The organism is Pseudomonas sp. SDO5591_S426 (assembly GCF_054070755.1).
On sequence record NZ_JBSVXD010000063.1, the window covers coordinates 16,858 to 28,875 of the forward strand.

The 12,018-nt window shown below is 59.9% G+C and carries 10 protein-coding genes; 7 read left to right on the forward strand and 3 right to left on the reverse strand.

Features of this window, described 5'->3' with window-relative positions; all coding sequences use genetic code 11:
• Nucleotides 1-83 precede the first annotated feature (83 nt).
• From ACW9JC_RS14735 to ACW9JC_RS14765, 7 genes are all read left to right on the forward strand, one after another.
• Nucleotides 84-857, forward strand: a complete 774-nt coding sequence (locus tag ACW9JC_RS14735) for a hypothetical protein (RefSeq protein WP_457455638.1) — start codon at nt 84-86, stop codon at nt 855-857.
• Between the two features lie 161 nt (nt 858-1,018).
• Nucleotides 1,019-2,326 (forward strand): precorrin-3B synthase, encoded by a 1,308-nt coding sequence (cobG, locus tag ACW9JC_RS14740; RefSeq protein WP_457455640.1) that lies wholly within the window; start codon nt 1,019-1,021, stop codon nt 2,324-2,326.
• The gene (locus tag ACW9JC_RS14745) at nt 2,319-2,945 is read left to right on the forward strand and encodes a precorrin-8X methylmutase (protein WP_457455642.1); all 627 of its coding nucleotides are present in this window, start codon (nt 2,319-2,321) and stop codon (nt 2,943-2,945) included. The genes cobG and ACW9JC_RS14745 overlap by 8 nt, the downstream gene beginning before the upstream one ends.
• On the forward strand, nt 2,945-3,676 hold the full coding sequence (locus ACW9JC_RS14750; RefSeq protein WP_338586452.1) for a precorrin-2 C(20)-methyltransferase: 732 nt from the start codon (nt 2,945-2,947) through the stop codon (nt 3,674-3,676). Before ACW9JC_RS14745 ends, ACW9JC_RS14750 begins: the two co-directional genes overlap by 1 nt.
• Nucleotides 3,676-5,373 (forward strand): precorrin-3B C(17)-methyltransferase, encoded by a 1,698-nt coding sequence (gene cobJ, locus ACW9JC_RS14755; protein ID WP_457455644.1) that lies wholly within the window; start codon nt 3,676-3,678, stop codon nt 5,371-5,373. The genes ACW9JC_RS14750 and cobJ overlap by 1 nt, the downstream gene beginning before the upstream one ends.
• Before the next feature lie 199 nt (nt 5,374-5,572).
• Nucleotides 5,573-6,343, forward strand: coding sequence for a hypothetical protein (locus ACW9JC_RS14760; RefSeq protein ID WP_457455646.1), 771 nt, complete (start codon nt 5,573-5,575; stop codon nt 6,341-6,343).
• A gap of 60 nt (nt 6,344-6,403) precedes the next feature.
• Nucleotides 6,404-7,162: a hypothetical protein gene (locus tag ACW9JC_RS14765; protein WP_457455648.1), complete on the forward strand. Its 759-nt coding sequence runs from the start codon at nt 6,404-6,406 to the stop codon at nt 7,160-7,162.
• Here ACW9JC_RS14765 and ACW9JC_RS14770 read toward each other — a convergent pair.
• The 3 genes from ACW9JC_RS14770 to purD form a co-directional block, all read right to left on the reverse strand.
• On the reverse strand, nt 7,131-7,727 hold the full coding sequence (locus ACW9JC_RS14770) for a MarC family protein (RefSeq protein ID WP_338584502.1): 597 nt from the start codon (nt 7,725-7,727) through the stop codon (nt 7,131-7,133). The two genes, ACW9JC_RS14765 and ACW9JC_RS14770, sit on opposite strands and share 32 nt — an antisense overlap.
• Nucleotides 7,728-7,789: 62 nt before the next feature.
• Nucleotides 7,790-10,567, reverse strand: a complete 2,778-nt coding sequence (locus tag ACW9JC_RS14775) for a response regulator (RefSeq protein WP_457455650.1) — start codon at nt 10,565-10,567, stop codon at nt 7,790-7,792.
• A 98-nt stretch (nt 10,568-10,665) separates the two neighbouring features.
• Entirely contained in the window at nt 10,666-11,961 is a 1,296-nt protein-coding gene (gene purD / locus ACW9JC_RS14780; RefSeq protein ID WP_457455652.1) for a phosphoribosylamine--glycine ligase, read from the reverse strand.
• Nucleotides 11,962-12,018 lie beyond the last annotated feature (57 nt).

The following is a 12,018-nucleotide window of genomic DNA, read 5'->3' on the forward strand; positions in this document are numbered from 1 at the left end:
TGTTGGAGGGCTCCGCATCTGGTTAGTTGTCGTCGTTGGTTGACGTAGAGATCAACCCATCAAACATACAAAAAGGATTTTTTATGTTCGACACACCTATGGAGTTTCCGTCGCTGGAACAGCGCCTGGCCTTTCTTGGATTGACCGATGCGGTATCCGCCGCTCATGCCCCGCAGGTCACCGCACGTTCGCAGGCATTTGCGCTGCCGGGCAGCGATCCTGCACCTGCTCGGGCAGCCATTGCCGGCAGCACCATCGTTTCCGTGACCGAAGGAGTATCCGAAAGCGATGAACAGGATGTGCTGGACTGCGCGCTGTATCTGGAACAGTACACAGACACTCGCTACAACCGCGAAACCGAGTGGTACCAGTGGTTGCAGCACTACACGCTGGGGCTCTGGCACCATGGCTGGATTCATCAGCGTCCGGTCATGCTCGACACGCGGGAGCTGGTGCTGAATGAACCGATTTCCAGTGCGATCCTGGAGACACTCAAGCCAAACGTCAGTGGCAGCGTGTACAGCGCCGCGATGCACGCGTTCGAGGCGTTGAAAGACAATCTCCGGGCATCGATGCTGCTGGCGCGAAAAAGCGGGAGCGAGCGCGGCAGGCAATTTCAGATGATGCCCTGCGGCTACGATGCCAAGGGGCGGCTGACTGTCATGCTGATTCACTGCTGGTATTTCGCCGCCGTCGACCCGGACGAGTTTCTGTTCTGGAAGTGGGAGGATTACCACCTCACGCTGATTCAGCATTACGGGACGTTCACGCTGGACAGAAAACGTTTCGACCAAGTGGCACCCGCCATGCGCGCAAAAATTACCCAGCGCAGCCGCGAGTATCTGATGCGGATGTGAAGGGAGGGCGTTCGTTCGAACTTGCCGGGCTGCGTGGCGGTTAACCTTCCCGTCGTCCGACAAGCTTTTCATACCCCGTTGCAAAGCAGGCATAATACCGCCCGCTTCGCCCGCGAAGTGCTTCGCCACCTGAACGGGTCATCCCCTTGAACGAACGCCCTGTGTCCACCGCCTTACGCCCCTCGGCCTGTCCGGGGTTGCTGCGTATTGTCCCGGCGCTGGATGGCGGAATCTGCCGGATCAAACTCGGCGGCGGTTCGATCAGCAGCTTTCAGGCCGAGGCAGTGGCAAGTGCGGCAGAACGTTTTGCCAGTGGCGCGATCGAGGCGACCAACCGCGCCAATCTGCAAATACGCGGGATTGGCCGTGAGCAAACGGCATTGATCGAGAGCCTGCTGGCCGCCGGTCTGGGGCCGCAAAACGCGGCGGGCGATGACGTACGCAACCTGATGCTCAGCCCGAGTGCCGGGATCGATCGCAAGATGCTGCTCGACACACGTCCATTGGCTGAGCGGATCCTCGTCACGCTGCAAACTCACGAACCCTTCCACGACCTCAGCGCCAAGTTTGCCGTGCAACTCGATGGCGGCGAGGCCTCGGCGATGCTCGAACATCCCCACGACCTGTGGCTCTCGGCCTTTGGGCGAGACGACGAGACGCGGTGGGCGTTCGGTCTGGCGGGTTGCCCAACGGACGCGCCCGCAGGTTCAGTGGCACTCGACGATGGCCACAACCTCGTGGTCGCGGTGCTTGAGTTGTTTCTGGAACTGGCGCGACCCGAGCAAACGCGGATGCGTCATTTGTTGGCCGAGCACTCGATCGAAAATGTCCTGACTCGACTGGCCGGACGCGTATCTATCCAGGCCATGACCGATTGGCGACGCACTGCGGATTCAAGTGTTCTGCACATCGGCGCTCATCCACAGGCGCTGGCAGATCTTGTCTACGTCGGCGCAGTACCGCCGCTGGGGCGACTTGATCCGGCGATGCTGCGAGGCGCGGCACAATTGGCGAGCGAGTTCGGCGACGGCAACCTGCGGTTTACCCCGTGGCAAAGTCTGCTGCTGCCCAATGTTCGCAGCGAACACGCCATTGATGTCATTGAGCGCCTGGAGCAGTTGGGTCTGTTGTGCGACCCCGGACAATCGTTGACACGACTGATCGCCTGCACCGGTTCAAGCGGCTGTGGCAAAGGTCTGGCTGAAACCAAGGGCGATGCCCTGCAACTGGCCACTCTGCTGCAACGTCACGGGCACGCACTGAATGTGCACCTGAGCGGTTGTTCGCGTTCCTGTGCCGCCGCGCATGTTGCGCCGGTCACATTGCTGGCCGTCGCCCCCGGCCACTACGATCTCTATTTTCGCGATGCAGCGCAGCCCGGTTTCGGCGCGGTGCACGCACGCAACCTTACTATTGAAGCGGTCGCGACTGTGCTCGACGCCCGCTCACGGAGCGCCCTTGATGCTTGATTACATCCGCGACGGTCAGGAGATCTATCGCAACTCCTTCGCGATCATTCGCGCCGAGGCCAACCTCGCGCGAATCCCGGCCGATCTGGAAAAACTCGCGGTGCGGGTGATTCACGCCTGCGGCATGGTCGATGCCATCGACGGTTTGCAGTTTTCCGAAGGTGCGGGCAAGGCAGGGCGTGACGCGCTGGCTGCCGGCGCACCGATCCTGTGTGATGCACGGATGGTCTCAGAAGGCGTGACCCGCGCGCGGTTGCCGGCGAACAATCAGGTGATCTGCACGCTGCGCGACGAGAGCGTTGCGGAACTTGCCCGCGAACTGGGCAACACCCGTTCTGCCGCTGCGCTGGAGCTATGGCGTCCTCATTTGGAGGGCAGTGTGGTGGTGATCGGCAACGCGCCGACCGCACTGTTTTACCTGTTGGAAATGCTCGACGCCGGCGCCCCGAAACCGGCGTTGATCCTCGGCTTCCCGGTGGGCTTCGTCGGCGCCGCCGAATCGAAGGCAGCGTTGGCGGCGGACAGCCGTGGCGTGCCTTTTGTCATCATGCAAGGTCGCCTGGGTGGTAGCGCCATGGCCGCCGCCGCCGTCAATGCCCTCGCCACGGAGATCGAATGATGCAGCAACCTGGACGTTTGATCGGCCTTGGCGTCGGCCCTGGTGATCCGGAACTGATTACCGTGAAAGCCCTGCGCCTGCTGCGCGAATCGCCGGTGGTGGCGTACTTCGTCGCCAAGGGTAAAAAGGGCAATGCGTTCGGCATCATCGAGGCGCATCTGCAGGAAGCGCAGAACCTGTTGCCGCTGGTTTACCCGGTGACCACCGAAGCGTTGCCGGCGCCGTTGTCCTACGAGCAAGTGATCAGCGATTTTTACGATGACGCCGCCGAAGAACTGGCGACACACCTCGATGCCGGTCGCGACGTGGCGGTGATCTGCGAAGGCGATCCGTTTTTCTACGGCTCCTACATGTACCTGCACGACCGGCTCGCCGAGCGCTATCAGGCCGAAGTCGTGCCGGGCGTGTGCTCGATGCTTGGCGGCGCCTCGGTACTCGGCGCGCCGCTGGTGTATCGCAATCAGAGTCTTTCGGTGTTGTCCGGCGTGCTGCCCCACGACGAACTCAAGCGTCGCCTGGCCGACGCCGACGCGGCCGTGATCATGAAGCTGGGGCGCAACTTTCCCAAGGTTCGCCAGGTGCTGGAAGAACTCGGTCTCGCTGGGCGCGCGTTGTACGTCGAGCGCGCGACCATGGCCAATCAGAAAATCGTGCCGCTGGATCAGGTCGAGCCGATGTCCTCGCCGTACTTCTCGCTGATCATCGTTCCCGGCGAAAGGTGGCAAGGCTGATGACCCGACCAGCTCCGGCGATTGTCATTCTCGGCAATGGCAGCCTCGCCACCGCGCGTACGCTCCAACAGGTTTACCCCGGCGCCTTGATCCATGGGCTGGCCGAGCGGGTCGATGGCGCGGATCGTGTCTATCACGAGTTCGGCGCGACCCTGCGAGAACTGTATCAACAGAACACGCCGATCATCGCGTTGTGCGCGGCCGGGATAGTGATCCGCACATTGGCGCCGTTGCTGCTCGAAAAGGGCGCCGAGCCACCGGTGCTGGCTGTGGCCGAAGACGGTAGCGCGGTGGTGCCGTTGCTCGGTGGGCTGGGCGGCGTGAACGTGATGGCGCGGGAAATTGCCGCCCATCTCGACGTCGCACCGGCCATCACCACCAGCGGTGAGCTGCGTTTCGGTACGTGCCTGCTCAACCCGCCCAGCGGCTATACCTTGGGCGATCTGGAACTGGGCAAGCGTTTCGTTTCTGATCTGCTCGCCGGCGAAACCGTGCGCATCGAAGGTTCGGCTCCGTGGCTCGCGCAAGCGCAATTGCTTGAAGATGCACAGGCGCGGCTGGCGGTGCACGTCAGTCATGCCGAGCGCCCGCCGGCGGCCAACGAATTGCTGATCTATCCGCGCAGTGTGTTGGTCGCGGTCAGTGCCGGCGTTGCGGATTTGCCGAACGTGATTCGCCAGGCCTTGCATCAGGCTGCAATTGCCGTGCAGTCGGTGGCCTGTCTGTTGGCCGCCGAAACCGCAATGGCCAGCCCGGCGCTGCGTGACGCGGCACTCGAACTGGGTGTGCCTTTGCGCTTTTCCAGTGCCGTGGGTGGAGCCGTTGAACTGGCACGTCAGGCGATGGAGCCGGAAGCTTCCATCGTTGGTGATGATGCCGTCGCCATTGCCGTGGCCGCGCAGCCATTGGACCCGTTGCAGATCGGCCGTGCGCGCGGGCGCCTGGCGGTGATTGGCCTGGGGCCGGGTGCGGCCGAGTTGATGGTGCCGGCGGTGAAGACCGAACTCGCACGCGCCAACGACGTGCTGGGTTATGAAACCTATGTACGCATGGCCGGGCCATTCCGCGCGGACCAGGTGCTCCATTGCACCGACAACCGCGAAGAGATGCAGCGTGCCCGTCATGCATTCGAACTGGCGGCCCAAGGGCGATCGGTGGTGGTGGTGTCGTCGGGCGATCCGGGTGTTTTCGCCATGGCTGCCGCGGTGCTCGAAGCGCTTCACGAGTCCGATGACGTCAATTGGCACAACGTCGATCTCGAGATCCTGCCGGGCGTGTCTGCCTCGTTGGCAACCGCGGCCCAGGCCGGTGCACCGTTGGGTCACGACTTTTGTGTGCTGTCGCTGTCGGACAACCTCAAGCCCTGGTCGATCATCGAGAAACGGCTGGACCTGGCTGCTCAAGCTGATCTGGCCCTGGCGTTCTACAACCCGATCTCGCGTTCACGTCCATGGCAATTGGGACAAGCACTGGAGATCGTCGCTCGGCACCGGGAACCGGAAACACCTGTGGTGCTGGGGCGCGATGTCGGCCGTCCGGGGCAGTCGCTACGAGTGACGACCCTTGGACAACTGACGCCAGATCAGGTTGATATGCGAACCATGGTGCTGATTGGTTCCTCAACCACGTGTGTCTTTCCACGCCCGGAAGGTGGCGTGTGGGTATACACGCCTCGCTGGTATGGCAATAAACCGTAAGTTGCAGAATGGGCCGGCGCAATGCCGGCCTTGTTTATTTTAAGTTATCCGTTTGTTATTTAAATGCCGGCTTATTAGTCGGCATTTTTGCATCACAATATCTTGTGGTTATTTCTGGTTTGACCAAATTTTTGTGGGTCGCTAAGTTTTATTTGTCTGCAAGAGGCAGGCTTAATTAAATGATAAGGGAGTTGATAATATGATTATGGATGAAGTGATGGGTGAGGCATTCGACTATGCCGCGCAGCGGGAATATTTTGGACTGACTGAAACAGTGCGGCCAATGACGCGTATGGCAAGTATCAGTATGACCTCGGTGCAAAGTGACAACGAATCCGCCGCCGTCTTGGGATCAACCGTTGCGGCTTATGATGAAGCACTGTCGGACGAGGATCGCGAGGCATTTGACGATACGATTCTTTATGCGGAAATGCGTGCAGACACGTATTACAACCGCGAGTCCCAGCGCCGCGAATGGTATGGCGAATATAGCAAAGCACTGACCAATTGCGGTTGGCCGACCATGAACGACCCTTATAAGGAATACATCAGTCGGGATCTGGCCTTCACCATGGATGAGGCTGCACTGCAGATCATCGCCTTGGCCGCCGGTGCCGATAAACTGAAAGTCCTGCCACTGATTTCCGCAGCTTTTAATTCCCTGGAAAAGAACGATGGCGCAATAAAGCTGATAGAGCTGAAAAGTAAAAAGAATAAATCCGGTGACCTTAAGGTTGTTCCATGTGTATTGCTGGGTGGGCGACCAACAATGATCGCGTGTGCGATGCAGATGGAGGCGAAAGAGCTGATTACAAAGATTCTGTTTTTCAAGTTTCGGGGTGAGGAGGTGAAAATATACAGCGCCGCTACCCGCCGTACATTGAATCGGCGTGCTTACAATGTCGTCAAGGATGTTGTTCAGGGTGCAGTCGATAAGGCTCGGCTCGATTACTTTAAAGTTCCGCTGTAATTATGATGAGAACTTCGATGCTTGAAGTTCTCTTTGCTTCTACAGTTTGCAAGGTGAAACATGGAAAGTAATCGTCAGGAATCGTTTGTCGATACCGGTTTGTTAAGCGTGTTGTCGAGTTCATTGGAAAGCCAAATGAAGTGCGACACGTTGTATTCACTACTCGCCGCCCGGTTGATGGCGTCGAGTAAGTTTTCGAATGTCGAAGAGTTTTCGCAATGGCACAGCACCTTTGTCCAGGCGCTTGAGCGGAGCGCTTGGACGCTTCGGGGAGAGCAAGTGCTGCGGCCGACATTTGAAGGCCGGCCAAGCGTCACGCTCAGTGATGTGATCGTTCAGGCAATGGCAGGTCCGTCGCTTCAGGAGCAAAGTGCGTTGGTACTTGAAGCATTGAATGCCTTCAGCAAAATCCCCACGTATTCACCATCGGCGGTGCGCTTTTGGGAGCGCTGTGTCAGTCAGCGCACGGTCAAGGTGCCGGGGAAGGAAGAGGAGCAACGCTTTAAGGTGCATGTGCTGTTTGCAGTGAGCTCACGCAAAGCCTGCATGGATTTGTTCCAGCTTGAGTTCGAAACGACGCAAACCGTGGAAGAGCCTTTTTTGCAGCTGGCTTTTTTGCCGCGCAGTTTTACTTCACCGGTATCGGTGAAGCATCACAGGTTCGAAATGGCGGCGAGGGCGTTTGCCAGAAGCAGGGAGCAACTCATCGCCTTTGTAAGGTGGCATCAGATGATAGCGGTCACGCCTGATATCGAACCCGGGCAGGATTACGTGACCTGTGGCGCCGTCATGGCACCAAATACCCTTTCACTCCGGTGAAAATAATCTGCGCTGCCAACGCACATACGAACAAGCCCATTAACCGGCTGACAATCTGCAAGCCCTGATCACCGAGAATGCGCTCGATTCGGCTGGACAGGTAAAGCACCACGCCGACAGTGAAGCTGGCCAGGGCAATACTGAGAATGGCGGTGAGCTTGTCGTCCCAGTGCGGCTGGCTCACGCCCATGACCAGCAAGGCCCCGATGGTACCGGGGCCGACCGTCAGCGGGATGGTCAGCGGAACGATGGTTACGTCCTGCTGCACGTTGTCGGTCTGCACGGCCGACTTGCCCTGGGCCATGCCCAGTGCGGAGATGAAAAGTACGCTTCCGGCACCAATGCGGAACGCGTCCACGGTGATGCCGAAGACGTCGAAAATCACTCGGCCAAACAGGTACAGCAAGACACTGGAGACCAGCGTGGCGGTCGCCACTTTCCAGGCCAGCCGACGTTGTTCCTTGCGTGAGTAACCGCGGGTGAGGCTGATGAAACAGGACAACACGAAGAACGGGCTGTAGAGCACCAGCATCTTCAGGTAAACGCTGAACAACACATGGAGCATGGTGCAAGCTCACTGACGAGGGAAGTCGAGGGGGAGTCTATCAGGCGATGGGGTCTGTCGGCTCAGGACGTTGGTGTCGCCGTGCGGTTCTGCAGATCGCGCTGGGCTACCCAGTGCTCGATCAGCTCGCGCAACTGCGAGAGCTCGACCGGTTTGGCCATGTGCCCATCCATGCCGGCCTGACGCGCGCGTTCTTTATGTTCGGCGAGGATGTGTGCGGTCAACGCCACCACGGGAGTACGGGTCCGCTGGTTGCCGACTTCCCAGGCGCGCAATTGCTGGGTGGCCGAGAAGCCATCGAGGATCGGCATTTCGCAATCCATCAGCACCAGGTCGTAGCGCTGGGCCTTCATTGCCTGCAAGGCTTCCTCGCCATTGCTGGCGGTATCCGGTTGCAGGTTGAGCTTGCCCAGCATGCCGCGGATAACCTTGGTCGAGATGCTGTTGTCTTCGGCCACCAGAATGCGGAAATCGCTGGGCACCTTGACCGGCAGCGTCGGGCCGGAAGAGGGTGGCTGCATGACGGCGAGACCCTTGTTGCGTTGGGTCAGTTCGTCGGCCAGTGTGGTCTTGAGGGTGTAGCCGGCCACCGGTTTGGCGAGGATGCGTTTGATCCCCGAATTGCGCGCAATGATCTTGCTCGGCGCATTGCTGATGCCGGTGAGCATGATCAGCAGGATGTCGTGGTTCAGGCTCGGGTCTTCCTTGATCTTGGCCGCCAGTTGCATGCCGGTCATGCCGGGCATGTTCTGGTCCAGCAGGACCACGTCGAAATAGTCACGCAAGTGCGCCTTGGTACGCAGCAGTGCCAGGGCTTCCTTGCCGGACGCAACGGCACTGACGTTCAAGCCCCAGGCGCTGCACTGCTGCACCAGGACCTTGCGACAGGTGTCGTTGTCATCCACCACCAGAACCCGTGCACCTTGCAGCGGGCCATCGAGGTCGGATGTCGGGTGTTCGAGACGATCCGGGTCCAGCGGCAATGTCAGCCACAAGGTGCTGCCCTGGTTGCTGCCACTCTTGATGCCGAACTCGCCTTGCATCAAGCGAATCAGCTGACGGGCGATCACCAGCCCCAGATTTCCGCCCAGACGGTTGGCCGACAGGAAGTGCTTGCTGTGCAGTTCGGCGTGCATCAGGGCATCGCGCTCTTCGGCGTCCATCGGTTCGCCGCTGTCCTGCACGGCGATGCGCAGGCGCGGTTTGGCGCTGCGCTCATCGAGGGCGACGACGATCAGGATTTCGCCTTCATCGGTTTTCTTCAGGGCGTTTTCCAGCAGGCTCAACAGGGTCTGGCGCAAGCGGGTCGGGTCACCGCTGATGACCCGTGGCACTTGCGGCTGGATGAAGCTGATCAGCTCGACATTCTGCTGTTCGGCCTTGGCGCGGAAGATGCTCAGGCAGTCCTCGATCAGCGCATTGAGATCGAACTGCACATCGTCGAGTTCGATCTGCCCGGATTCGAGTTTGGAAATGTCGAGAATTTCGTTGATCAGCGTCAGCAGCTCGTTGCCGGCGCTATGGATGGTCTGCACATAGTCACGCTGCTTGACCGAGAGAGGCGTACCCAGCAACAGCTCGGTCATGCCCAGCACGCCATTCATCGGCGTGCGGATCTCGTGGCTGATTTTCGCCAGGAACTCGGCCTTGGCGTTGATCTCGGCGTTGCTGGCCGCCAGGTCGCGGCTGATGCTGAAGCGATCTTCGGTGATGCGGCGCTGACGCTCGCTCAAGGCGATGCTCATCAGCAAGCCGCTGATGCAAATGAACGCCAGCAGAGTGGTGATCAGGCCGTGGGGTTCGATCAGGGTCAGCCCGAGCAGAGCGGGCAGGATGATCAGCGTGCCGAGGTTGAACACCACCATCGCCGCCACGAACAGCCGCGCCGGGCGATAGCCTTTCTGCCAGTGACAGGCGCTGACGAACAGCATGGTCAGGCCCGCAAGGGCGACCAGACCGTAGGTGATGATGTTCAGCGGCAATGTGTTGACGAACAGCAGCAACAGGCCGCAGATCATGATGAACAGGATCTCGCCCAACATCAGCTTGTTCAACGGATGTGGGCCGAGTGGGGCGAAGAATCGATAGGCGAACATAAGGCCGGCAGGTGCCGTCAGTAACAAGGCGAGGTAGGCGCCGGGTGTTTGTACGGCTTGCCAGTTCGGCAGCCATGGCCCTGCCAGATTCAGCAACAGCACCACGCTGAGCATCAGCAAACCTTCGCAGATGGCGAGCCAGAGACTGCTGCGTGAGCGGGTGTAGGCATAACGGATGAGGTTGTGCAGGATCAGCATGCCGATGCAGCCCAGCAGCAGGCCGTAGATCAACGTCTGGTTCTGGCTGGCCGCGGCCATCACCGCTGATTGCAGGGTGATGAAAGGTCGCAGCTGGTGTTCGGAAACCAGTCGCAGGTAAACGTCGAGAGGTTTGTCGATTTGCGGCAGCGGCAGCATGAAGTCGCTGCTGGGCAGTGGCCGGTCAGCCTGGGGCTGTTTGTGGCCGGTACTCGATTGCTCGATCAGCTTGTCGCCGTCCAGCACGTACATATTGAGTTGCAGCAGGTCGGGTGCGAATACTCTCAGCAACTGCTCATGCTTGCCCGGCGCAAGACGAAAGCGCAGCCAGAGCGCACCGTCGGGCTCGGCGGCCGTGATGCGTTCGAGATCGATAGGACTGAATTGGTTGGTATAGCGCGCGGAGCGTACATCGCTCAGCTGCAGGTCGCCCTGTTCGTCGAGCAATACCGCTAGGCCACTGCCTTGTCCGGCCTGAGCCGGGAGCATGCAGAGCAGGGTCAGCAGAGTGACGGTGAAACCTATGGCAATCCTGAGCCAGCGCACGGCGAAATCCCTTCGTAGGTTAATGCCAGAATATAACTATGCGCGGCGCCGGAATAGTCAGGCAAGGGCCCGAAGCCCTCGCCCGGCTGAATGGAAGCTTATTCCTGATTTTCGCCACGCTCGCGGGCAATGGCACGGTAGCCAATGTCCTTGCGATAGAAACAGCCTTCCCAATCAATGCTGGCCGCCAGTTTGTAAGCCTGCTGCTGTGCGGCATCGACGCTGGCGCCCATGGCAGTGGCGCAAAGAACACGACCACCGGCCGTAACAACCTGACCGTTTTCAAGAGCAGTACCGGCGTGGAAAACTTTGCCTTCCAGTGCCGCCGCTGCATCCAGGCCCTTGATGGCCGCGCCTTTGGCGTAGTCACCAGGATAGCCGCCCGCGGCCAGCACGATGCCGACGCTCGGACGTGGATCCCATTGTGCCTCGACCTTGTCCAGCGCCTGTGCCAGCGCAGCTTCTACCAGCAGCACCAGGCTCGACTGCAAACGCAGCATGACAGGTTGGGTCTCAGGGTCGCCGAAACGGCAGTTAAATTCGATAACTTTTGGGTTACCAGCCTTGTCGATCATCAGGCCGGCGTACAGGAAGCCAGTGTAGACGTTGCCTTCCTCGGCCATGCCGCGAACGGTCGGCCAGATCACCAGGTCCATGACGCGCTTGTGCACTTCGGCAGTGACCACCGGAGCAGGGGAGTAGGCACCCATGCCGCCGGTGTTCGGACCGGTGTCGCCGTCGCCGACGCGTTTGTGATCCTGGCTGGTAGCCATCGGCAGGACGTTCTTGCCGTCGACCATGACGATGAAGCTGGCTTCTTCGCCGTCCAGGAACTCTTCGATGACAACGCGTGAACCGGCGTCGCCGAAGGCATTGCCGGCGAGCATGTCGCGTACGGCGTCTTCGGCTTCGGCCAGAGTCATGGCAACGATCACGCCTTTACCGGCGGCCAGGCCATCGGCCTTGATCACGATCGGCGCACCTTTTTCACGCAGGTAAGCCAGGGCCGGCTCGATCTCGGTGAAGTTCTGGTAGTCGGCGGTCGGGATCTTGTGGCGGGCCAGGAAGTCCTTGGTGAAGGCTTTCGAACCTTCCAGCTGAGCGGCGCCAGCGGTCGGACCGAAGCAATCCAGGCCACGGGAACGGAACAGGTCAACGACGCCAGCGACCAGTGGCACTTCCGGGCCAACGATGGTCAGGGAAACGTTTTTCTCGGCAAAGTCCGCCAGTTGCTCAAGGGCGAGCACGTCGATGGCGACGTTCTCGCACTTGGCTTCGATGGCGGTACCAGCGTTGCCTGGAGCGACGAATACCTTCTGTACACGCGGATCCTGAGCCACTTTCCAGGCCAGGGCGTGTTCACGGCCACCGCTGCCAATGATCAAAACATTCATTTCAAAAACCTCGGTTGTGGGAGCAAGGCTTGCCCGCGATGGCGATCTTGGGGACGC

Excerpts from the sequence above, each read along its gene's own strand:
- ACW9JC_RS14735 (WP_457455638.1), top strand. The coding sequence starts at position 84 with ATGTTCGACACACCTATGGAGTTTCCGTCGCTGGAACAGCGCCTGGCC.
- ACW9JC_RS14745 (WP_457455642.1), top strand. The coding sequence starts at position 2,319 with ATGCTTGATTACATCCGCGACGGTCAGGAGATCTATCGCAACTCCTTC.
- ACW9JC_RS14750 (WP_338586452.1), top strand. The coding sequence starts at position 2,945 with ATGCAGCAACCTGGACGTTTGATCGGCCTTGGCGTCGGCCCTGGTGAT.
- cobJ (WP_457455644.1), top strand. The coding sequence starts at position 3,676 with ATGACCCGACCAGCTCCGGCGATTGTCATTCTCGGCAATGGCAGCCTC.
- ACW9JC_RS14760 (WP_457455646.1), top strand. The coding sequence starts at position 5,573 with ATGATTATGGATGAAGTGATGGGTGAGGCATTCGACTATGCCGCGCAG.
- ACW9JC_RS14765 (WP_457455648.1), top strand. The coding sequence starts at position 6,404 with ATGGAAAGTAATCGTCAGGAATCGTTTGTCGATACCGGTTTGTTAAGC.
- ACW9JC_RS14770 (WP_338584502.1), bottom strand. The coding sequence starts at position 7,727 with ATGCTCCATGTGTTGTTCAGCGTTTACCTGAAGATGCTGGTGCTCTAC.
- purD (WP_457455652.1), bottom strand. The coding sequence starts at position 11,961 with ATGAATGTTTTGATCATTGGCAGCGGTGGCCGTGAACACGCCCTGGCC.